The sequence below is a fragment of the Saccharopolyspora sp. NPDC050642 genome (assembly GCF_040654735.1).
Lineage (GTDB): Bacteria > Actinomycetota > Actinomycetes > Mycobacteriales > Pseudonocardiaceae > Saccharopolyspora > Saccharopolyspora elongata.
The window spans coordinates 1-22153 of the sequence record NZ_JBFAIN010000006.1; the positions used below are offsets into that span (position 1 = coordinate 1).

Consider the following 22153-nt stretch of genomic DNA (forward strand, 5'->3'; position numbering starts at 1 on the left):
CCAGCGACCAGGTCGAGGCGGACTGGAACGGCAACGGCCTGTCCGGCACCTACCGCGCGGTCACCAGCGACACCTTCGGCACCCTGGTGTTCACGCCCCACGCAGAACGCCGGTTTCGCGCGGAAACGACGCCCTGCGTGCCAGGCGGTCACGCCTCGCGCGTGCCCGCACCCCATTCTGGAACGCCCTCTCAGAACCCGGCTCCGGCGGTCATTCCCCCGTCGACGACGAACTCCGCCCCGGTGCAGTAGCTCGACTCGTCGGAGGCGAGGAACAGCACCGCGTTGCTGATCTCCTGCGGCCTGGCGTAGCGGGGAATCGGCAGCCGGCGGATCACCCCGCCGGTCCGGTCCTCCAGCTCGTCCTCCTCCCTGCCGGTCATCGGCGTGGCCACGCTGCCGGGGTGCACGGAGTTGACCCGGATCCCGCGCGGCCCGAGCTCCAGCGCCGCGGACCTCGTCAGGCCCCGGATGCCGAACTTGCTGGCACTGTAGCCGGCGAAGCCCGCTCCCCCGACCAGCCCGTTGACCGACGAGATGTTCACGATCGAGCCGCCCTCCCGCATGACCGGCGCGGCGTGCTTGATGCCAAGCCACTGCGAAACCAGGTTGACCTCGAGGATCTGCCGGAAGTCCGCGACGTTCGCGTCGGCGTAGGACTGGAACCGCAGGATGCCCGCGTTGTTGACCAGGACGTCGAGCCCGCCGAACGCCGAAACGGTGTGGTCGACGATCGCCGACCAGTCGTCGGTCTCGGTCACGTCGTGCGGGAAGAAGCGGCAGTCGTCGCCGAGTTCCCCCGCCAGCCGCCGGCCTTCGTCGGCCAGCACGTCGCCGAAGACGACCCGGGCCCCTTCCGCCGCGAAGGTGCGGACGTGGGCGGCGCCCATGCCCCGCGCGCCTCCGGTGACCAGTGCGACCTTGCCGTCCAGCTTGCCCATCGACCCGCTCCTCCGCGTCCGTCGTGCGTGGGGGCAGCATGGTGGTGGAGCGCGCAGCGCACCGGCCCGATCCCGCTGATTGAGCATCTCCTCCACCGCGGGCGACCGGTTCCGCATCCGTCTCGGTGACCGAGACCTCTTCGGTTGCCCCCTGGTCGAGTCGCTAGCGTCCGCTGGCACGCCCGCTCCGGGCATCCGCCACGACGTGCCCCGGGCGCCGCGCGGCCGGCCAGAACTCCGCCCCGCCGGCCCGATCTCGACGATCACCGCAGCCAATCCGACTCAGCGAGGAGTCCAGAATGGATCAGGCATCGCTGCCGCAAAGATCTGCGCCCACCGGACCGGACGCCGACGGCGAATCCGTTCGCCAGGAGCGGTCCACCGCGCAGAACTACGCGATCATCGCGCTTCTCGTCCTGCTGGTGGAGATCACCGGGCTCACCTACACGATGGTGACGCCGGTGCTGTCGAACATCGCCGCCGCGTACCGATCGCCGGACATCTCCTGGATCATCACCGCCGTCACCCTGGTCGGCGCGATCGCGTTCGCGGTGTGCGGCAAGCTGGGCGACATCTACGGCAAGAAGAAGGTCGCGCTGGCCTGCACCGCCGTGTTCGCCGTCGGCACCGCGCTGTGCGCGACGGCTCCGGTGCTGCCGCTGATGATCGCCGGTCGCGCGCTGCAGGGCTTCGGCCTGGCCGTCCTGTCGCTGGCGTACGGGCTGGTCCGGGACGTGCTGCCGAAGCGGCTGATCCCGATCGCGCTGGGCTTCATCGGCACGGGGATGGGGGCCAGCACGATCATCGGCCCGTTCATCAGCGGAATCCTGCTCGGCACGTTCTCCTTCCGCGGCATCTTCTGGTTCCAGCTCTGCTACGCGGTCGTGGTGGGCCTGCTGGTGTGGCGGTTGATCCCCGAGAGCGGGCTGCGCGCCAAGGTCGGCGTGGACTGGACCGGGGCGGCGCTGCTGGGACTCGGCGCGCTGGCCTTCCTCGCCGGTGTCGGGATGGCCAAGAAGGCGGGCTGGGTCTCGGTGCCGACGCTGGGCGGGATCATCGCGGGCGTGCTGCTCATCGCGGGATGGGTCGCCTACGAGCGGCGTGCCGCTGATCCGCTCGTCCACATCGGACTCCTCACGCGGCGCTGGGTCGGGCTGCCCATGATCGCCAACGCCTGCGTGCAGTTCGCGCTGGTCGGCAACTCGATGCTGGTGCCGATGTTCGTGATGTCATCTCCGGAAGGCGGCTTCGGGTTCGGCTCGTCGGCGTTCGAGGTGGCCGGATTCGTCGCCACGTCAGGAGTATCCGCGATGATCGCGGGCCCGGTCAGCGGGCTGGTCTCGCGGCGTTTCGGGCCCCGCGCCGGCATGGCCTTCGGCGCCTCGGCGCTCACCATCGGCGCGACCCTGATCGCGTTCGTCCACGACACCACGGGGATCGTCCTGCTGTCGCAGCTGATCTTCGGGCTCGGCATCGGGGCCGCCTCGGCCTCGCTCCCGAACGTCATCATGCACGCGGTGCCCGCCGACGTGCAGGGGGTCAGCGGCGGAATGCTGAACCTGGTGGGCAGTTTCGGCAGTTCGCTCGGATCGCAGGTGCTGGTGGTGCTGCTACTGCTGCCGGGCGCGACCTATCTCGGCACCGGGGTGCACTACGCCGAATCGGGCTTCGTGCTGGCCTTCCTCGCAACTGCGGTGTGCGGCGCCATCGCCCTGATCAGCGCCCTCTCCACCGGCCCCCTCCGCGGCCAACACGCGCTGTAGGGGCTGTCCCGGCGGAACCGCACCCATCCGGCGACGTGGCACGACCTCGCCCGGCTGGTGTGGCATGAACGGCCTGTTCACCTCAATGGACGAGGCAAACAGGCCGTTCACTTCATCCATCCGGAGCGGAGCACAGACCGTTCACCTCGATAGGTGCCAGGGCCGGTGGCCGCCTTGGTTCCTGCGCATCGAGAACGGAACTGCGGTCGCACACCGCAGCCCCGTTCTCGACCGTTTCCGGCCACTAGAAGACCCCCGGGCCCCGCAGGGTGGCTTCGGCGCCACCGTCCACATAGATCACCTGGCCGGTCATGTGCGTGTTCCCCGCGCTGATCAGCCAGCCCAGCGCCGCGGCGATCACGCCCGGTTCCGCGTATCCGTTCAGCGGCATCGGCACCGCCTCGTCCATGACCTTCTTCATCGCCTCGTCCGCGAGGAGCGGCGCCGCCATCGGGCTGAGCACCACTCCCGGTGCCACGGCGTTGAGCGGGATGCCCGCACCTGCCCAGTCCGCGGTCACGGCCACTCGGCGCAGCCACTGCGCGAGGGCCGATTTCGACGACGGGTACAACCGGGAACCGGCCCCGCCCTCGACCGCTGCCCGCGCGCGTTCCAGCGCCGCCTGCTCGTCGTCCCGCAGGCACGCGTCGATCACGGCCTGGTCGACCGGCTGCGTGCCGGCGATGGAACCGACCACCGCGGCCCGCGGCTGCTCAGCGGCGGCGAGCAACGGCCGAAGCCCCTCCAGCAGCCGGACGACGCCGAAGTAGTTGACGCCCACGGCGATCGGATCGGGCAGCGAGACGCCGGCGCACGCGACCACGCCGTCCAGGCGTCCCGCGCCGAGTTCGGCCACCTCCGCCACCGCCCGGGTCCGTCCCTCGTCGGTGGACAGGTCGGCCCGGACGTCCGCGGTGTCCCGATCGACACCGATCACGGTGTCCCCCTGCGCCTTCAGCATCTCCACCAGGGCCTTGCCGATGCCCGATGCCGAGCCGGTCACGGCGATGCGGCGTGTCATGTCCTCGTGCTCCTCACACCAGTTCGTTCGGCCTCGCCTGGGAAATCCGGCGCAGCGGCCATCACCGCATGCCTATCGGAGTTCACCGCGCAGCGGGATCCGGTAGTACCGGTGAGTGGGATCGGCGGCCCCCGCCGAGTGCCGACGAGGTTGTCTCTGCGGGACTTCGAACCCCGACCGCCCGGGAGGAACGCCCGTGAACCGGCTGTCCCTAACCACCTCGCTGACCGCGCTGCTCACGGCCGGACTGGTCGCGTCCGGTTGCTCCGCGAGCACCGGCGACACCCCCGAGCCGGCGCCGGCGGAACGCGGCACCCTGTCGAGCTCGGTCCCGCTGGACCACCGGCGCCTGCCCAGCGCGCAGGGCGAATGGCTGATCTCCTACACCTCCGCGGACGCCGCCGGGAAGCCGATCACGGTCTCGGGAACGGTCTCGGTGCCCAAGTCTCCCCCGCCGCAGGCGGGCTGGCCGGTGATCAGCTGGGCGCACGGCACCACCGGCACGGCCGACGTCTGCGCACCGTCCGCCGACCGGCCGGGCAGCCCGGCGCACTCCTACGTCGGGCTCGTCGACCAGACGCTGGACCGGTGGATCGCCGCCGGCTACGTCGTGGTGCAGACCGACTACGAGGGGCTCGGCACCCCCGGCGAACACCCCTACCTCAACGGGCCCAGCGCGGCGAACGCGGTCGCCGACATCGTCCGCGCCGCGCGCCAGGTCGACCCCGGCGTCGGATCGGACTGGTTCGCGGTGGGGCACAGCCAGGGCGGCCACGCCGCGCTGTTCACCGCGGCAGCGGACCAGCAAGCCGCTGGGCTGTCGCTGCGCGGTGCCGTGTCCATCGCGCCGGGCGGCTTCCAGACGAGCCAGACGACGGCGTACTTCCAGCAGCAAACAGGCGAGCAGGGCGTCCGGGCGGCGCTGCCGTTCCTCCCCACGATGCTCATCGGGGCGGCTGTGGTCGATCCCGGAATCGTGCCCGAACAGCTGCTCGCCGACGAGGTCCGCCCGGTGCTGGACGCGGCGCGCGCGACCTGCCAGGACGGGATCCGGGAGGCCGCCTCGACGGTGCGGGCGGAGCGGGTCTTCCGCGAGGGCGCGGATCTCGACCGCCTGACGGCGTACCTGAAGTCGCAGGAACCGGAGGGCCTGGCGCTGCGCGTCCCGACCCTGGTCCTGCAGGGCACGACGGACGTGCTCGTGAACAAGCGGGGAACCGACCAGCTGGTGAAGTCCCTGTGCGAACGCTCCCCCTCGATCGGCTACGAGGCGTACGACGGCGCGGATCACCGCCAGGTCCTCGCGGCGTCGCAGCCCGCGGCGCAGCGGTTCACCGAAGATCTCCTCGCGAACCGGCAACCGGCGAGCGCCTGCTCCCGGCCGTGAACCCGGCCGCCGCCCGATCCGCAACAGGCACGGATGAACCCGGCCCCGAGATATGATGATCGGGAGGCTTTCGAGAGCGTGGAATGGGAGTGTCGGTGGCGTACGGCGCGGTCCGCGGCAACGAGCGGAGGCAGCTGCCCGACGAGGTGGCGAGCTACGTCCGCGAGCAGATCATGTCCGGGCACTTCAAGCCGGGCGACTTCCTCCGCATGGAGCCCATCGCCGAGGCCGTCGGCGTCAGCAACACCCCCGTCCGCGAGGGCCTGCTGACGCTGCACAGCGAGGGTTTCGTGCAGCTGGTCCCCCGCCGCGGTTTCGTCGTGGCCCCCTTCACTCGGCAGGACGTGCGGGACCTGTTCTGGGCGCAGGCCAGGCTGGCCGGTGAGCTCGCCGCGCGCGCCGCGAAGAAGATCACCCCGGAGCAGGTCGACCGCCTCAAGTCGGTCATCGAGCAGCTCGACGAGGCCATCGAGGCCGGCGACAAGGACCGCATCGCCGATCTCGGGCACGCCTTCCACCGCGAGATCAACCTCGCCGCGGACTCGCACCGGCTCGCGCTCCTGCTCGCGGGCGTCGTGCGGCACCTGCCGAACCGCTTCTACGCCTCGCTCGAATCCCACGTCGAGCTGACCAGGGAACAGCACGCCCTCCTGGTCGAGGCCCTGCGCAAGCGCAGCGCCCGGAAGGCGCGGACGCTCATGGAAGAACATGTCGTCGAGGGCGCCGACTACGTGATCGAGATGCTCGAGAAGACCGGTCTCTGGGAAGACGAGGAACCGGAATCCTGAAGATCAGCGGGCTTCCGCCGCGCCGGCCGGGCGTAGCGCGATCGCGCAAGCGGCACTGATCGCGCACCCGAGAACAGCGCGCCCTGGCCTCGATCCACGCTTCGTCTTCAAGAGATGAGGATGCCGAGACCGTCGCCGAACAGCTTCAAGCCGAGCACGAAGAACAACACCGCCATCACGGCGGTGTTGTGCCGCACGGCCCAATCTTTCCACCCGTCGAGCATGTTCTTCGCCGGCTCGCCCATGAACAGGACGACCCCGAGCGGAACCAGAAGTCCCAGCGAACCAATGATCACGAACACCGCCAGCGACGCGATCTGCTGCCCGACGGGAAGCCCGGCCGAGCTGATCGAGGCACCCGCGGCGAGGGTCAGCGGTGCGTTCTTGAGATTGGCCGCCGCCAGTGCCAGTCCAAGCCCGAAGATCTTGATCGGTGTGAAGCGGTCGATCGCAGCCATCCACTTCGGCAACTGCACCTGCTGCGAGGCGTCGACAGGCCGCCGGCGCCACTGCCGGGCGCCGAGGAGGACGAGGAGCACCCCCAGTGCGAGCTTGAGGCCCCCCACCCAGGTGGCCGGTTGCTGGTGGGTGGAGGCACCGGCCGGCCCGCCGATCGCCAGCATCACGGCGCCCAGCGCCGAAAGCCCGACAACCCAGCCGATTGCGAACAGCGGTCCGTTGAGACGTCCCCGCGGCGTGGCCAGGACGAGGATGATCGCGACGATCGGGAGTGGGCTGACGGCGACACCGGCCGCCAGGCCCAGCACATCACCGAGAGCTTTGTCCAACGTGGCCTCCGGGCGGGATCAGGGACGATCAGGCTGACTCGCTCCACCGAGCCGACCGCTAGGGGCTACGGCAGCAGTTCGTCGGCGCTGCGGGGCTCTTCGCGCTGCTGCTGGTTGAGCTTGTGACGCAGCATGGAGGAGCGGCGGTAAACCTCCTTGCGTGCCCGCATGATGTTGCCCAGGGGCGCGTGTTCCGCCGTGACCCGCCACGGTGTGAAGGACAGCGCATCCATCTTCTCCAGGTTGTCCTCGCCCGAGATGTCCTGCTGCGGGATCCGCAGCTTGGCCACCGTGACGAACGGTGAGAGCCCTTCCGGCCACTCCACGGTGACGTCTTCGACCGGCATCCGCTCCAGATCGGTGCACAGCTGGACCTGGATGTCGAACGCGTAGGGGCGCTCCCCCAGCTCGGCCACCAAAGCCGGCCGGAAGACCTCCGGCGCCGAGGCGATGTCCATGGCACGCCGGACCACCGCGTCGGCGGAGACGGGGTCCGGGGCGAAGCGCACCTTGGCGATGTAGTCGCCGTGCCGGACCGCGCCCATCGTCCAGTAGCTCGACAGCAGCACGTTCACCTTGGGCAGCTGCGACAGGCGGAGGAAGGCCAGGAACTCGTCCCAGGCCCAATCCTCCTGGTCGAGCGTTCCCTTACCGGTCACGAAATCCCGGTAGAAGCGATGCACCCCAGGGCGGCCTTCCGCGAAGTAGGCCGGGGCCTGGAGGAACAGGTCCTGGATGAACAGGTAGTGCTCGACCGTGTTGCAGAAGAAGATCGGCGCATTGATGTTGGCGTAGTCGAAAGTGCGCGTGTCAGGCTCGTCCTCCAGCAGGGTCGGACCATCGATGTCGAAGATCTTCAGCGCCAGTCCGGTCGCCGCGCCGAGCCGCGCGTCGGCTCCGGCGTGGGGCGAACCATTGGAGAAGCGGATGAGCGCCCCGTGCTTTCCCGGCGCGGCATAAACACCCTGCGCGTACTCGGCGGGCAGCCCGCCCAGGATCTCGACCTCCGCCCGGACCAGTCCATATCCCTTGGCATGTGCGTCGCGGACAGCCCGGCCGGTGCCCTCGGATTCGACCGATTCGGCAACGTACCGCTCCGTCTTCCCGATCACCGTCTGCAGGTTCTGGTCGAACTGGGGATCAGCGACTTCGACGTCCCGCGTGTAGGGGATGAACCCTGTTGCCATGATCTCGACCTTCCTTCGTCATGCGGTCGATGAACGGGTCGGCCGGCACTGCGGGGTCGGCGAGAGCGCGTACCGAGGAAGTGAATCGGTCCTGGCACTCAGTTCTCCAGCTCGGAGAGCCAGCGCAGGGCGCGCAGGCCGGGAAGGAAGCAATACTCCCCACCGCGGGTGGCGACGAAGCTCGGCAAGTTCTGCAGGCGGCGCCGGACCGGCTTCCCCGGAATGGTGACGCTGCCCGTTCCGCCGTGGTGCCCGGCCACCGGATCCTTCTCCCCCGGGAACCCGATGAAGTTGCCATCGTTGACCCACTCGGACTTGATGAACTCGAACTGCCGGTCCAGGTGGGCGCAGATGAAGACCCCGACGAGTCCGCGATCGGCGCCGTCGTCTTCGAGCACGCCTTCCGGCAGCGGCGGGCCGTAGCTGGTACCGCGACGGATGATGCGGTGCATCCGTGCCACCCCGATGATGTTGGCATCGCGCGGGTTCACCCGCCGGATATGCGCACCAGCGGGACACTTGAAGCCGCGATCGTCGTCCTCCCGGTAGAGGAAGTCGTTGTTGCGGCGCGGATCCGCGGCCAACTCCGCATCATCGTGCTCCGGGGAGAGGGTCAGCGGTGCGCCGCTCGGCCAGCGTCCGATCATCTTCGCCCCCAGCAACGCCTCCTCCTCGGGACCGGAGGTGTTCGCGCGCAGGTACTGCCGCCAGGCCGCCACCTTGGTGTGAAGCTTGCGCACCGCCAGGTAGGTCCCGTTGCGCCCCAGGACCTCGGGTCGCGGCATGGGCGGCAGGTTTCCGGTCTCATCGGGGTAGCCGAGGATGAACTCACCGGCCTTGAGGGGGGCTTCGTGAGGATTGGAGCCGGGAAGCCCGACCCCCTCGATGCTCGGATGGCTGATGCCGTCGCGAAAGCCGAAGGAGGTGCGGCCGGTGGGGAGCTGCTGGACCTCCTGCTGCCAGATCACCTCGACACCGGGCGTCTCCCGGAGGGCGGCGCGTTCTCGCTCCAGCGCCTTCTCCAGACTCGCCGCATCGGGCGCGAGCGCGCTCACCGCGATATGAACGTCGGGAGTTCCGAACGGCGCCTCCCACTGGGCCGGATCGCTCTCGCCGACGTCGCCGATCACAGCCGCCCGCGCCGCCATGCCCTGCCGGAACGGAAGCGGGAAGCTGTCGAGCGACTCCTGGGGAACCCCGAGGGCTCGTAGTCCCTGGTAGGTGAAGGCCACGGCCACCCAGGCCCCTTGACTCGGATCGACGCTGGGGAGCCCGGCATCGATCGCCGGGAGCAGCCGCCGCAGCAAGGCACGCCCGGCTTGGCGGTCGTCAACGCGCAGGAAGAAGAACCTGCCGACGTACGGCACCGGCCGGGGACGAAGCGCTCCGCTCTGGATGTCGTCGATCTCGACGCTCACGCTCGGTGTACTGCTGCTTCCCGCTGCGTCCATGAACGTAGTGCCCCCGTATCAGGTCTCCACACGACTCGGATGACGCCGCGCGGCCGGCACGCACTCCCACCTGCCACTGCGGCCTGGCTTGCCCGTTCCACGCCCCAGTCGACCGCCGAAGCCCTGGCACCGCGACCGGAATCACCCGATGAGGACTTGTGATCGACTCGGCGAGGGTTCCTCGGCGTTAGCCCGCGGCCTCGTCGAGCAGCTTCTGGAAGGCCGGCGTGGCCAGCAGCGCCGCGTTGGCCGGATCGTCGAGCGCCGCCCGGAACTCGGGGGTGTCGAGCACCGCCTGGAACGCCTCGTTCACGCGTTGGTTCTTCCAGATCTGCTGGACGGTGAGATCGGGATAGGAGCTGATGAAGAATTCCGCAGGCGCCTGGTGGGCGACGAACCAGTCCTTCACGTTGGGATCGGCGATGCCGGGGAACCCTTCCGCGTGCGAGAAGATCTTCTCGAAGTTCGCCCCGACAACCGTCTTGGCGAAGTCATCGATGTAGGTGTCCCAGGACCCGTCGAACACGCTGGCGAACATGTGCCGGGAATCGTCATCGAAGATCGCATGCCGTGCGTCGTGCAACGTGCCGATCTCCTTCAATGCTGCTCGATTCTCCTCCCTGGACGATCCGCTCCTGAGGTCGGCGATGTCCTTGCGCAGCGCATCCGCGTGGCCCGCCTTGATCTTCGTGAAAACGGTGAACTCGCTGCACACCCCATCCGCCATGCCCGGCCGCTCCGGCTGAGTCGCTTCCGCCATCGGAGTACCTCCTCCATGCTCATCAGGGAGCCTGGTGCCCGCAAGCGGCCACGCGCCCTTGTGCTCCAGGCTTGGGCAGACGTTGTGGCCGAGCAAGAGCCGAAAGCCCTCCGAGCGGGTTCGAGCAGAGAGCTGTTCTCCGCGTGCCAGGAGTTTCCGGCGTTGTTCCCGCCGACGTCCACGGAGTCGAACGAGGAAAAGGGCGGCGTCGGCGATCTCCTCGGGCCTGCCGATCCGCTTGCCGGGCAACGATTCCGCGATCGCGGTGAACTGCGCATCGCGGCTCGCGCCGAAGAAGTCGCCCAGCTGATCCAACCTCTGGCCCGCCGCACCTCCCGATGAGCCCCACCAGCCCCGCCCCATCAGCCGAACGCCTGGATGAGCGCGGCCGCGCCGATGACCGTCACGACCCCGCCGATCCGCGTGGAGATCTGGGCGAACGGCATGAGCACCATCCGGTTCGACGCGGAGAGGATCGCCACGTCCCCGGTGCCGCCGAGTCCGCTGTGGCACACCGTGACCAGTGAGGCGTCGACGGGATACATGCCGAGCCACTTCCCGACCAGGAAGCCCGACGCCGCCATCGTCAGGACCACCGCCGCGCAGGTGACCACGAAGCCCACCGAGATCACGCCGAAGACGCTGGTCAGCGGAACGTAGAGCATCCCGAGGCCGATCATGACGGGGTAGATGAAGTGCCCGGAGACGATCCCGTAGCAGGCCCGGGCGCCGTGCTCCACGCTGTCCGGGAAGACGTTCAGCAGCTTGCAGATCACCGAGAACACGATCACCAGGACCGGCGCCGGGAGGTGCAGCACGGGCTCGGCCAGGTACCCGGCGACGAACAGGCCGCAGATCACCAGCACACCAATCCCGTGGTTCGCCGCGGCGTCCTGACCGGGCTCGACTTCCTCCTCGGCCTCGTGCCGCTTCTGCTTGACCAGGTCGCCGCCGCCGTCCAGGTGCGGTCGCCGGTCGCCCAGGCGGCGCAGCAGGCCGGCGGAGATGATCGCGACGATGTTGCCGATGACGGCTGCGGGGATCAGCCGGGCGACGAAGTCGGCCTGCTCGCCGCCCAGCGCATGCGCGTACGCCGCCGACAGCGGGATGACGCCTTCGCCGATGCCGCCGCCGATGATGGGCACGACGATGAAGAAGAACGCCTCTCGCAGCGGGTAGCCGGACAGCACCGCCACCCCGAGTCCGGCCGCGACGGCGACCGCGGTGCCGACCACGAGGGGCGGGAAGATCTTCACCAGCGCCTTGAGCATCGTGCTGCGGCGCATCCCGAGGATGCTGCCCACCACCAGCGCCGAGATGACGAAGTAGAGGAAGTTCGCCTCCTTCATCAACGCGGCGGTCGCGTTCAGGATCGTCTCGTTGAACGCTCCGAAGTGGACCAGCACCGACGGCACCATCAGGCACAGCAGCGCCCCACCGCCGATCTTCGAGACGACCGGCAGCCGGTTGCCCAACGGGCCGAGCAGCATCCCGAAGCCGGTGATGACGGCCAGACCGCCGATCATGTTCTCGGGAATCCGGCCGAACACCCCGGCGACGACGACCAGGGCGACCAGGAGGACCGGCACGACGAGGGGAACGTCCCCGACCGTGGCCTTGAGCGGATTCCAGCTCCTGCCCCGGCCTGTTGTCCTGCTCGTCGCGACTTCTGCGGATGTGCTCATCATTGAGATCCTTCTGAGAGTTGCGCGGAAAACGGCGCGACCGAACCGCGAGACCAATCGATTTCCGGGCGGCGGCGGCAAATCCGGGAGCCGATCGACCGGACAGGAGCGCTCTCAGCGGGCGCCGCGGACCGCGTCGGCGACGGCGGCTCCGAGCTCCGCGGTCGTGCCGTCGCCGCCCAGATCCGGCGTGAGCCGCGCTCCGCCGCGGCCCAGCACGTCCTCGACCGCTCGCAGCACGGCCGCGCCGGCGGCGTGCTCGCCGAGGTGCTCCAGCATCATCGCGGCGCACCAGATCTGGCCGACCGGGTTCGCGATCCCCTTGCCCGCGATGTCCGGCGCCGAGCCGTGCACCGGTTCGAAGAGGCTCGGGAAGTTCCGCTCCGGGTTGATGTTCGCGCTCGGCGCCACGCCGATCGTGCCCGTGCAGGCCGGACCGAGGTCGGAGAGGATGTCGCCGAAGAGGTTGCTGGCCACGACGACGTCGAACCAGTCGGGGTGCATCACGAAGTTCGCGGTGAGGATGTCGATGTGGTACTTGTCCACCTCGACGTCGGGGTACCGGGCGGCCATGTTCCGCACCCGCTCGTCCCAGTACGGCATCGAGATCGAGATCCCGTTGCTCTTCGTCGCCGAGGTCAGGCGCCGCCGCGGTCGGCTGCGCGCCAGTTCGAAGGCGAACTCCAGGATCCGGTCGACGCCCTTGCGGGTCATGACGGTCTCCTGCACCACCGTCTCGCGGTCGGTGCCCTCGAAGATCTTGCCACCGATGCTGGAGTACTCGCCTTCGGTGTTCTCCCGCACCACGTAGAAGTCCACGTCGCCCGGAACGCGCCCGGCGAGCGGGCTTTTCACCCCCGGGAGCAGCTTCACCGGGCGCAGCGACACGTACTGGTCGAAGCGGCGCCGGAACTGCAGGAGGCTGCCCCACAACGACACGTGGTCCGGCACGACCTCGGGCCACCCCACCGCGCCGAAGAACAACGCGTCGAAACCGCGCAGCCGCTCGAACCAGTCCTCCGGCATCATCCGGCCGTGCTCGACGTAGTAGTCGGCGCTCGCGAAGTCGAAGTCCACGAGGTCGAGGGCGAAACCGAAGGTTTCGGCGGCCGCGGTCAGCACCCGCACGCCCTCGGGCACGACCTCCTTCCCGATGCCGTCGCCGGGAATCACGGCAATGCGATGCGTGCTGGTCATGTTGGAATTCCTCCGGTGGCCGCATTTCCTCGCGGCGCAGTCGAAATCGGCTTTGTCCGGCGGATCGGCCCGACCTCGTCCCGCGTCCCGCGGGCGATTTCCATGTAGCGTAGGACGCACGAAGTGGACCAAAAAGACCTGATTCGGCACAACAGTGTTGCGCGAGACGAAAGAAGGACGCCGTGGATCTGCCAGAGCTCGACGATCTGCAGTTCTTCGACGGCGTCGCCCGCTCGGAGACCCTGACCCAGGCGGCGCGGCAGTGGGGCGTGTCGACCTCCGCGGTCAGCAAACGACTGGCACATCTGGAAAGGCGGCTCGGCGCACAGCTGATCACCCGCAGCACCCGCCGGCTCGACCTCACCGACGAGGGCCGGCGCTACGCGGCGGGAGCGGCGCGGCTGCTGCCGCTGATCAGCGATCTCGAGGAGGAGGTGGGCGAGCGCCGCCACGAGCTGCGCGGCCACGTCGTGGTGCACTCGACCATCGGGCTCGGCCGCACGCACATCGCTCCCCTGCTGGGGCGGTTCAAGGACCTGCATCCCGATGTCGAGATCGACCTGGAGCTGTCCCACCTGCCGCTGCACATCGCCGGGACCCGGTTCGACTTCGCCATCCGGGTCGGCAGGCAGCGCGACTCCAGCCTCCGCGCCCGGCTCCTGCACCCGAACCGGCGCGTCGTGTGCGCCGCCCCGGAGTACCTCGCGAACCGGAACCCGCCGCGGTCGATCCACGAGCTCCCCGAGCACGACTGCATCGTGATCCGGGAGAACGATTCCGACTACGCCGTCTGGAGATTCGGCACCGAATCGGAGGAGACCGCGGTGAAGGTCCCCGGCTCCATGGTCAGCAACGACGGCGACGTCGCGACGCAGTGGTGCGTGGAAGGCCACGGGCTGCTCATGCGCTCCCGGTGGCACGTCGCCCCGATGCTGCGCACCGGCGCGCTGGTCCAGCTGCTCGACGACGTCCCCACTCCCGGCGCGAACATCTACGCCGTCTACGACTCCGCCCAGAACCTGACCCGGCGCGCGAAGCTCGCGATCGACCACATCGCCGAGGGACTCACCCAGCGCCTGGACGTCCCTGCGGGGCAATGACTTTCGCGCTCCCCTGCCAAACCGTCCACCCGAGCCGAGGAGACATCGTGAGCACTGGCGAACCCGAGCTGGTCGACCGCGCCGGCCGCCGCTACCCGATCGACGAGCCGCGCTGGTGCGGCGACGACGGATCTCCCCTGCTGGTCGAGCCGCTGCCGGGCATCACCCGCGAGCGCATCGACTCGGGCGTGCGCTCGCAATGGCGCTACGCCGCCGCGCTCGCGCTGCCCGACACCCCGGCGGTCAGCCTCGGCGAGGGGCTGACCCCGTTGCTGCACCGCCGGCTGGCCGGGCTGGATGTCGCGGTCAAGGCCGAGTCGGCCAACCCCACGGCCAGCTTCAAGGATCGCGGCACCTCGGTGATGATCAGCACCCTGCGGGCGCAGGGCGTCCCCGCGGTGCTGGAGGACTCCAGCGGCAACGGCGGCTCATCCGTCGCCGCCTACTGCGCGGCGGCCGGGATCGACGCGCAGATCCTCGCCCCTGAAGCGACGTCCCCGGCCAAGATCCTGCAGAGCCGGATCCACGGCGCGTCGGTCGAACTCGTGCCCGGCAGCAGGCAGGACACCGCCGACGAGGCGCTCCGCCGGTCGGCCGAACGCTTCTACGCCAGCCACAACTGGCACCCCCACTTCCTCGACGGCATCAAGCTCATCGCCTACGAGATCTGGGAGGACCTCGGTTTCACCGCCCCGTCCGCGGTGGTCGTCCCGGCCGGCGCCGGGAGCCTCGTGCTGGGCTGCGCCGCGGGCTTCGGCGAGCTGCACCGGGCCGGCGAGATCGACCGGGTCCCGCGCTTGCTGGTCAGCCAGCCGGCGCGGTGCAGCCCGCTGGTGCGGGCGTTCGACTCCGGCGCGGACAGCGTGGAACCGGCCGAATGGGCCCCAACGCTCGCCGAGGGCACGTCCATCGCACACCCCGTACGCGACCAGGAGGTGCTGCGCGCGATCCGCGGCAGCGGAGGCGCGATGACCGCGGTGCCCGAGGAAGAACTCCGCCCGGCGACGCTGGCCCTGGCGAAGACCGGCCTCTACGCCGAACCCACGAGCGCCCAGGTGGTTCCCGCCCTCGAACGGTTCGTGCGCGAGGGCCGCCTCACCGGCGACGACGTCGTCGTAGCGGTGCTGACCGGCTCGGGTCTCAAGGCGAGCACCGCGATGGCCCGGCTGCTGGACGACTGACCCGCCCCACCGACCCAACCCCCGGGATGCCCGGGTTCCGCCCTCGGTCCGCAATTTCCATTGAAATTGAAGGTCCAATTTCAATGGAAATTGCGGACCGGGACAGGACCGGACCGGAGCCGGGACGGGACGGCGCTGGCTGCGCGCTCGCCGCCTGCGGCTGCGCGCTGGACGCCTTCGCGGGGTCATCCCGCCGTCAAGGTCCGCCCGCCACCTGTAGGGATCGCGTCAAGAGCCCGTCCGAGGGCCCCTCGGCGAGCTTCACTGAACAGGTCACCGCCGATGGAAGACGGTGCTCATCAGGTCCGGGGGCGTCGTGATGGTCGTGTTCCGGCGTGGCCTGGTTCGCCGGTCGGTGGCCAGGCCCGCGACATCATCCGCGGTCGGTTTCTTCGCGGTCGTGGCGGGGATGGCGCCGACGGCCGTGGCGGTCTGGTGGTCGGGCGGGCAGGTGGCCGGGTTGGTCGTGCTGTGCCTCGTGGCAGGCGGCTACGGCTTCGCCGTCCGCAACTCCACCGGCGCGCTGGTCACCGCGGTGCTGGGCTGGATGTTGTTCAACGGTTTCGTCGTGCACTCCCACGGCGACCTCGGCTGGAACGGCTCCGGCGACACCGTTCGACTGGCCGCGCTGACCGGTGCGGCGCTGCTCGGCGCGCTCCTCGGCAATGTCCGGGCGGCCCGCCACGAGCGGCCGGTGGTCGTGGAGACCATCCCGGCCCCCAGAGCCGAGCAGCCTGCGGGCGACCGGCGACCGAAGGCGGAACTCGCGAAGAGCGCTTCCTCGCCCGAGGTCGCGGTTGCACCGGCCCGGGTGTCCCGGCCCGTGGCGTGAGCCGGGAACGGGTGCGCACACTGGTCGTGAGCACCCGAACGGCCGTAGCCGCGGAGGTGAGGGCGGATGCCACGCGGACGACTGCGCGTCTACCTCGGTGCCGCGCCCGGTGTCGGCAAGACCTACGCCATGCTCTGCGAGGGCCACCGCCGCCAGGATCGGGGCACCGACGTGGCCGTGGGCTTCGTCGAAACCTACGACCGCCCCCGCACCACCGAACTCCTCGACGGCCTGGAGGTCCTCCCGCGCCGGACGCTCGGCTACCGGGGCGCCGTGTTCACCGAGCTCGACGTGGACGCCGTCCTCGCCCGCCACCCGCAGGTCGCGCTGATCGACGAGCTCGCCCACACCAACGTGCCCGGTTCCCGCCGCACCAAGCGGTGGCAGGACATCGAGGAGGTCCTCGACGCGGGCATCGACGTGATCTCCACGGTGAACGTCCAGCACCTCGAATCGCTCAACGACGTCGTCGAGCACATCACCGGCATCCCGCAGCGCGAAACCGTGCCCGACGAGGTGGTGCGCCGCGCCGAGCAGGTCGAACTCGTCGACATGACCGCCGAGGCCCTGCGCCGCCGGATGGCCCACGGCAACGTCTACCCGCCCGAGAAGATCGACGCGGCGCTGAGCAACTACTTCCGCGTCGGCAACCTCACGGCGCTGCGCGAACTCGCGCTGCTGTGGCTGGCCGACAAGGTCGACGAACAGCTCGACCGCTACCGCGCCGAGCACGACATCAACGGCACCTGGGAGGCTCGCGAACGCGTCGTCGTCGCGCTCACCGGCGGCGCCGAAGGCGACACGCTGATCCGCCGGGCCGCCCGGATCGCCGAACGCGCCCGCGGCGCGGACCTCCTCGCAGTGCACGTCGTGCGCGGCGACGGGCTTTCCGACGCCAGTCCCGCGCACCTGGCGCGGCAGCGCGCGCTGATCGAGGACCTCGGCGGCACCTACCACCAGGTCGTCGGCGAGGACATCCCCAGCGCACTGCTGGACTTCGCACGCGGCGTCAACGCCACCCAACTCGTGCTCGGCGCTTCCCGCCGGGGCCGGCTGGCGCAGCTGTTCTCCCGCGGCGTGGGGGTCACGACCACCGCCCGCTCCGGCCCCATCGACGTGCACATGGTCACCCACGAGCACGTCGGCCACCGGCAGTGGCTGCCCACCTTCGCGCCGGGCGTCGGCCGGCGGCGCCGCATCGCCGGTTTCGCCTTGGCAGCGCTCGGAATTCCCCTGCTGACCGCGCTCCTGGAGCTCGCGCGCAACGACCTTTCGCTGCCCAGCGAGATCCTGCTGTTCCTCGTGCTGGTCGTCGGCATCGCGCTCGTCGGCGGGTGCTGGCCCGCGATCTCCGCCGCGCTGGCCGCATTCCTGGTGCTGAACTACTTCTTCACCCCGCCGCTGTACGTGTGGACGATCGCCGATCCCGACAACCTCCTCGCGCTGATCGTCTTCGCGGTCGTGGCGATCGCGGTCAGCGCGGTCGTCGACCTCGCGGCCCGCCGCGCCCGCGAAGCCGCCCGAGCGAGAGCCGAAGCCGCCGTCCTGTCCAACCTCGCCGGCAGCGTCCTGGGCGGCGAACACCCCCTGTCCGCACTGCTGTCCCGGCTCCGCGAAACCTTCGGGCAGGACTCCGCGACCCTGTTGGAGCGGCGGCCCGAATCCGGCCGCACACCGGACGAACAGCACGATCCGCGGGCCTGGCACGTCGTGGACGCCGCCGGTGCGCCGCCGTGCCCCAGCCCGGACGCGGGCGACACGCACATCGCCGTCGGCGGCGACCTCGCGCTGGCCCTGCGCGGCCCAACCCTCCCGGCCGCCGACCGCCGCGTGCTCGAAGCCTTCGCCACTCAGGCCGCCGTCGCGCTCCACCAGCACCGGCTGGCCGAGCAGGCCGAGCAGGCCCGGCAGCTCACCGCCGCGAACCAGATGCGCACCGCGCTGCTCGCCGCCGTCAGCCACGACCTGCGCACCCCGCTGGCGTCGGCCACCGCCGCCGTCGAGAGCCTCCTCAGCGACGACGTCGCCTGGAGCGAGGAGGACGAGGCCGAACTCCTCGACACCGCCTACCAATCGCTGGTCCGGCTGGACCGGCTGGTCGCCAACCTGCTGGACATGAGCCGCCTGCAGGCGGGCACGCTCGGCATCGTCACCCGGCAGCTGGCGGTCGCCGATGCCGTGCCGCAGGCGCTCGACGGCCTGGACGCGGACGGCCGGGTGCGGATCCAGATCCCCGAGGCGCTGCCCGACGTCCTCGCCGATCCCGGTCTGCTCGAACGGGTCCTGGCCAACCTCATCGGCAACGCCCTGCACTACAACCCGCCCGGCCGGCCGGTGCTCGTGACCGCGAGCGCGCTCGCCGACCACGTCGAGGTCCGCATCATCGACCGCGGCCCGGGCGTCCGGCCCGAGGACCACGAGAAGATCTTCCTGCCGTTCCAACGCCTCGGCGACCGCGACAAGAACACCGGTGTCGGGCTCGGGCTCGCCCTCGCCCGCGGCCTCACCGAAGCCATGCACGGCACGCTCACCCCGGACGAAACCCCTGGCGGTGGGCTCACCATGGTCCTGACCCTGCCGATGGCCGAATCTCCCGCGATACCGGAACAATCCTCGGTCGAACGGCCCGCACCGCATCGCGGGACCATCCGGTGACCCGGGCTTGGGACCGCGTCAGGACGCAGCGGTTCCGGTTCGGTCGACCACGAGGGCGATCGGCGTTTCGCCGCAGCGCCTGAGCACCACGCCGTTCTCGGCGCGCGGGATCGCGCCCGCGTTCCACCACGCCGGCACGTCCAGTTCGCGGGCCAGCGCGCCCGTCGCCTGCCCGACGTTGTTGGAGACGATGAACCTTCCCTGGGAGTTGACCAGCGCGGCTCGGCCGCGGAGGTCGCGCAGGTGCGGGAACACCGCGCGCTCGAAGTCCTTCACGAACACGTCCGCGCCGACGACTCCGGCGAAGCCCTGCCGGACGTTCAGCGGCACGGTGAAGGTCAGCGCGTACTCGTCGCTGCACAGGTAATCGACGTAGGGGCCGGTGATGTGACGCTGCGCGGTGTCGCGCGGGATGGTGAACCAGGGCTGCCGCGTGTAGTCCAGGAAGTGCTCGCTGGCCGGGTCCAGGCTGATGAGGAGCTGCGCGGGCTCCTCACCCGGCGTCAGGGTCCACCACTGGAAGCCCAGTTCCTGGTCGACCAGCAGGTTCGGCGCCGTGATGAAACCCGCTCCGGTCACCAGCTCGCCGAGGGCGCCGACCACCTCCGGCCGCAGCCGGGCCAGGTCGCGGGCCCGCAACGAATCCTCGGCGAGCAGGGTTTCGGCACCGCTGCGGATCGTTGCCAAGCGCGCGAAGACGTCCTCCACCAGCGTCGAAACGTGGTCGATGACCTCGTCGCCGACCAGTGTGCGCGTGTCCTTCACGATGCGACCACCTCATGCACGTGCCGATTGCGTCGCCGGCTGCCGATGTTGGGGTTGGGTCAGCGTAGCGGCATGCCGCCCGCCGGTGCGCCCATTGCGCCAGGCCGTTTCGCGGCACATGTGCCGGGTGCCCGGAATGCACTACTGCCGGGTCAGCTCCAGGTGGACTTCGGCCGCTCGATCCACGGCCGCGAGGATGTGCTTCTCCGTGAGCGTTCTGGCCAGTGGGCCATCGGCGCGCGCTATCGCCTCCGCGATCGCGCGGTGCTCGGGGTGGGAGCGGTCGGCTCCCCCGCGGCATCCGGCCGACAGCCACAGCACGGCGCCGAGCTCGCCCTGCAGCTGGACCTCTTGCTGGGTCAGCCTGCTCGACTGGGCCGCGGCGGCGACTTCGAGGTGGAACTGCCGCTCCGCGCGTGCAGTGCCGTTCCCGCTGGTCCCGCGCACGTCGTCGGCGGCCTGCTCAAGCCGTTCGAGGTCCTCCGGCGAGCTGCGCTCGGCTGCGAGGCGGGCGGCCGCCCCGGCGATGGCCGCGTAGTGGTCGCCGAGGTCGCGCAGCTCGCCGAGGCTCACCTCGCGCAGCCGCTCGCGCCAGAACTCGCCGCCGTGGTCGCGCGGGGCCCGCACGAAGCTGCCGCCGCTGCGCCCGCGCCGGGTCTCCACCAGCCCCTGCTGCCGCAGGGCCATGAGCGCTTCGCGGATGGTGACCGTCGAGACCCCGAGCTGGCCGGCCAGCTCGGCTTCGCTCGGCAGCTGCTCCTCGTCGGCGAGCAGACCCAGCGTGATGGCGTCGACCAGCCGCCTGGTCACCGCCTCCACGCGGCCGGTCTGGTCCAGCGGCGCGAACATCGCTGATCGCGCGCGATGCGGCACCCGTTCGCCCATGCGCTTCCCCGGCTCCTCTCGGTCCTACGGGACCAATCTTGCCGGAAACTCTTGTTCTATTACATATGGTCTTATATGTTTTCGTCCCACCGAGACCCCCTGCCCCTCTGACTAGGAGCTATCCAGTGGAGCTCAAGCACTTCGTGGGCGGCGAGTACACCGAATCCCGCGCGGACCGGGTGGCCGAGATCATCGATCCGGTCACCGGCCGGCCCTACTGCACCGCGCCCGTCGCCGACGCCCAGGACGTGGACCACGCGATGCGGACCGCGTCGGCGGCGTTCCGGAAGTGGCGCGACACCACCCCCGCCGAACGCCAGCTCGCGCTGACCCGCATCGCCGACGCGATCGAGGCCCGCGCCGACGAGATCGTGCGCGTCGAATCCGCCGACACCGGCAAGCCGCTCGCGCTCACCCACGCCGAGGAAATCCCGATGGTCCTCGACCAGGTGCGCTTCTTCGCCGGCGCGGCCCGGGTGCTGGAGGGCAAGGCCGCGGGCGAGTACCTGGCCGGGCACACCTCCTACGTGCGCCGCGAACCCGTCGGCGTGTGCGCGCAGGTGACGCCGTGGAACTACCCGCTGCTGATGGCGATCTGGAAGATCGCGCCCGCGCTGGCCGCCGGCAACACCGTGGTCCTCAAACCCGCCGACACCACCCCGGCGTCGACGCTGCTGCTGGCCGAGATCTGCGCCGAATTCCTGCCGCCGGGCGTGTTCAACGTGCTCTGCGGCGACCGCGACACCGGCCGCGAGCTCGTGACGCACCCGATCCCGGCGATGGCCTCGATCACCGGCTCGGTGCGCGCCGGCATCGAGGTCGCCGGGGCCGCGGCCGCCGACCTCAAGCGCGTGCACCTGGAACTCGGCGGCAAGGCGCCGGTGCTGGTCTTCGCCGACGCCGACATCGCCGCCGCCGCGGAAGGCATCGCCGCCGCCGGGTTCTTCAACGCCGGGCAGGACTGCACCGCCGCCACCAGGGTGCTGGTGCACGAATCGGTGCACGACGAGTTCGTCGCCGCGCTGGTCGAGCAGGCCGGCGCGACCCGGACCGGCAAGCCCGACGACGACGATGCGGCCTACGGCCCGCTGAACAACGCGACCCAGCTGCAGCGGGTGTCCGGGTTCATCGAGCGGCTGCCCGATCACGCCGTCGTCCGCAGCGGCGGGAAGCGCGTCGGCGACCAGGGCTACTTCTTCGAGCCGACCGTGATCTCCGATGTGCGCCAGGACGACGAGATCGTGCAGAACGAGGTCTTCGGCCCGGTGATCACCGTGCAGCGCTTCGCCGACGAGGACGAAGCGCTGGCCAAGGCCAACGGCGTCGACTACGCCCTCGCCTCCTCGGTGTGGACCGCCGACCACGGGCGCGCCATGCGGGTGTCCCGCGAGCTGGACTTCGGCTGCGTGTGGATCAACACCCACATCCCGCTGGTGGCCGAGATGCCGCACGGCGGCTTCAAGAAATCGGGCTACGGCAAGGACCTCTCGCTGTACGGCCTGGAGGACTACACGCGCATCAAGCACGTCATGAGCGCTTTCTGACCAGCCTTGAATTTCCAAACGCATTTTGCGTGGCGGTGCGGGTGACGGCCCTCCCTGCGGGAATTGCGGTCGCCGTCTGGACTCCGGGATCCCCGACTTGCGTATGACCAATACGCGGCATCGGGGATGCCCTCGCCAAACGACGTCTGAGAACCCGCGGCGGTGCAAGTTGCCAGCGTGGGCTAAGCGGCTGCGCCGCTTCAAAGAAAACAGGCAAAGCCACT

The 22153-nt window shown here is 70.2% G+C and carries 18 protein-coding genes; 8 read left to right on the forward strand and 10 right to left on the reverse strand.

Annotation, left to right across the window (positions count from 1 at the left end):
* Positions 1-190: 190 nt before the first annotated feature.
* Entirely contained in the window at positions 191-940 is a 750-nt protein-coding gene (locus AB0H93_RS12225) for a glucose 1-dehydrogenase (protein ID WP_358571463.1), read from the reverse strand.
* A gap of 299 nt (positions 941-1239) precedes the next feature.
* Here AB0H93_RS12225 and AB0H93_RS12230 point away from each other — a divergent pair, with 299 nt between their 5' ends.
* The gene (locus AB0H93_RS12230) at positions 1240-2703 is read left to right on the forward strand and encodes an MFS transporter (protein ID WP_358571465.1); all 1464 of its coding nucleotides are present in this window, start codon (positions 1240-1242) and stop codon (positions 2701-2703) included.
* 244 nt (positions 2704-2947) lie between these two features.
* Here the strand turns inward: AB0H93_RS12230 and AB0H93_RS12235 are convergent, their stop codons facing one another.
* Positions 2948-3724 carry an SDR family oxidoreductase gene (locus AB0H93_RS12235; RefSeq protein WP_358571467.1) on the reverse strand — a complete coding sequence of 259 codons (777 nt, stop codon included), beginning with the start codon at positions 3722-3724 and terminating at the stop codon, positions 2948-2950.
* A gap of 196 nt (positions 3725-3920) precedes the next feature.
* On the opposite strand from AB0H93_RS12235, the gene AB0H93_RS12240 reads away from it, so the two are divergent.
* Together AB0H93_RS12240 and AB0H93_RS12245 are read left to right on the forward strand one after the other, a co-directional pair.
* Positions 3921-5111: an alpha/beta hydrolase gene (locus AB0H93_RS12240; protein ID WP_358571469.1), complete on the forward strand. Its 1191-nt coding sequence runs from the start codon at positions 3921-3923 to the stop codon at positions 5109-5111.
* A 95-nt stretch (positions 5112-5206) separates the two neighbouring features.
* The gene (locus AB0H93_RS12245) at positions 5207-5899 is read left to right on the forward strand and encodes a GntR family transcriptional regulator (protein WP_358571471.1); all 693 of its coding nucleotides are present in this window, start codon (positions 5207-5209) and stop codon (positions 5897-5899) included.
* A gap of 107 nt (positions 5900-6006) precedes the next feature.
* Here AB0H93_RS12245 and AB0H93_RS12250 read toward each other — a convergent pair whose 3' ends face one another.
* From AB0H93_RS12250 to AB0H93_RS12275, 6 genes are all read right to left on the reverse strand, one after another.
* Complete coding sequence (locus tag AB0H93_RS12250; RefSeq protein WP_358571473.1) at positions 6007-6687, reverse strand: GAP family protein; 681 nt, start codon at positions 6685-6687, stop codon at positions 6007-6009.
* 65 nt (positions 6688-6752) lie between these two features.
* The gene (locus AB0H93_RS12255; RefSeq protein ID WP_358571475.1) at positions 6753-7874 is read right to left on the reverse strand and encodes a catalase family protein; all 1122 of its coding nucleotides are present in this window, start codon (positions 7872-7874) and stop codon (positions 6753-6755) included.
* Between the two features lie 98 nt (positions 7875-7972).
* The gene (locus AB0H93_RS12260) at positions 7973-9292 is read right to left on the reverse strand and encodes a Dyp-type peroxidase (RefSeq protein WP_358571477.1); all 1320 of its coding nucleotides are present in this window, start codon (positions 9290-9292) and stop codon (positions 7973-7975) included.
* A gap of 220 nt (positions 9293-9512) precedes the next feature.
* The gene (locus AB0H93_RS12265) at positions 9513-10400 is read right to left on the reverse strand and encodes a hypothetical protein (RefSeq protein WP_358571479.1); all 888 of its coding nucleotides are present in this window, start codon (positions 10398-10400) and stop codon (positions 9513-9515) included.
* 47 nt (positions 10401-10447) lie between these two features.
* Positions 10448-11770, reverse strand: a complete 1323-nt coding sequence (locus AB0H93_RS12270) for a 2-hydroxycarboxylate transporter family protein (protein WP_358571481.1) — start codon at positions 11768-11770, stop codon at positions 10448-10450.
* A gap of 114 nt (positions 11771-11884) precedes the next feature.
* Positions 11885-12967, reverse strand: a complete 1083-nt coding sequence (locus AB0H93_RS12275; protein ID WP_358571483.1) for a tartrate dehydrogenase — start codon at positions 12965-12967, stop codon at positions 11885-11887.
* A gap of 182 nt (positions 12968-13149) precedes the next feature.
* Between AB0H93_RS12275 and AB0H93_RS12280 the strand changes: the two genes are divergently transcribed.
* The 4 genes from AB0H93_RS12280 (at position 13150) to AB0H93_RS12295 (ending at position 18735) form a co-directional block, all read left to right on the forward strand.
* Positions 13150-14067 (forward strand): LysR family transcriptional regulator, encoded by a 918-nt coding sequence (locus AB0H93_RS12280; RefSeq protein ID WP_358571485.1) that lies wholly within the window; start codon positions 13150-13152, stop codon positions 14065-14067.
* Positions 14068-14114: 47 nt separating this feature from the next.
* Positions 14115-15248 (forward strand): threonine synthase, encoded by a 1134-nt coding sequence (locus AB0H93_RS12285; RefSeq protein ID WP_358571487.1) that lies wholly within the window; start codon positions 14115-14117, stop codon positions 15246-15248.
* A 292-nt stretch (positions 15249-15540) separates the two neighbouring features.
* Complete coding sequence (locus AB0H93_RS12290) at positions 15541-16080, forward strand: hypothetical protein (protein WP_358571489.1); 540 nt, start codon at positions 15541-15543, stop codon at positions 16078-16080.
* A gap of 66 nt (positions 16081-16146) precedes the next feature.
* Positions 16147-18735, forward strand: coding sequence for a DUF4118 domain-containing protein (locus AB0H93_RS12295; protein WP_358571491.1), 2589 nt, complete (start codon positions 16147-16149; stop codon positions 18733-18735).
* A gap of 18 nt (positions 18736-18753) precedes the next feature.
* Here the strand turns inward: AB0H93_RS12295 and AB0H93_RS12300 are convergent, their stop codons facing one another.
* Both AB0H93_RS12300 and AB0H93_RS12305 read right to left on the reverse strand, forming a co-directional pair.
* The gene (locus AB0H93_RS12300) at positions 18754-19500 is read right to left on the reverse strand and encodes a cache domain-containing protein (protein ID WP_358571493.1); all 747 of its coding nucleotides are present in this window, start codon (positions 19498-19500) and stop codon (positions 18754-18756) included.
* 141 nt (positions 19501-19641) lie between these two features.
* Positions 19642-20385, reverse strand: coding sequence for an FCD domain-containing protein (locus tag AB0H93_RS12305; RefSeq protein WP_358571495.1), 744 nt, complete (start codon positions 20383-20385; stop codon positions 19642-19644).
* 125 nt (positions 20386-20510) lie between these two features.
* Here AB0H93_RS12305 and AB0H93_RS12310 point away from each other — a divergent pair, with 125 nt between their 5' ends.
* Positions 20511-21929, forward strand: coding sequence for a gamma-aminobutyraldehyde dehydrogenase (locus AB0H93_RS12310; RefSeq protein WP_358571497.1), 1419 nt, complete (start codon positions 20511-20513; stop codon positions 21927-21929).
* Positions 21930-22153: the final 224 nt, after the last annotated feature.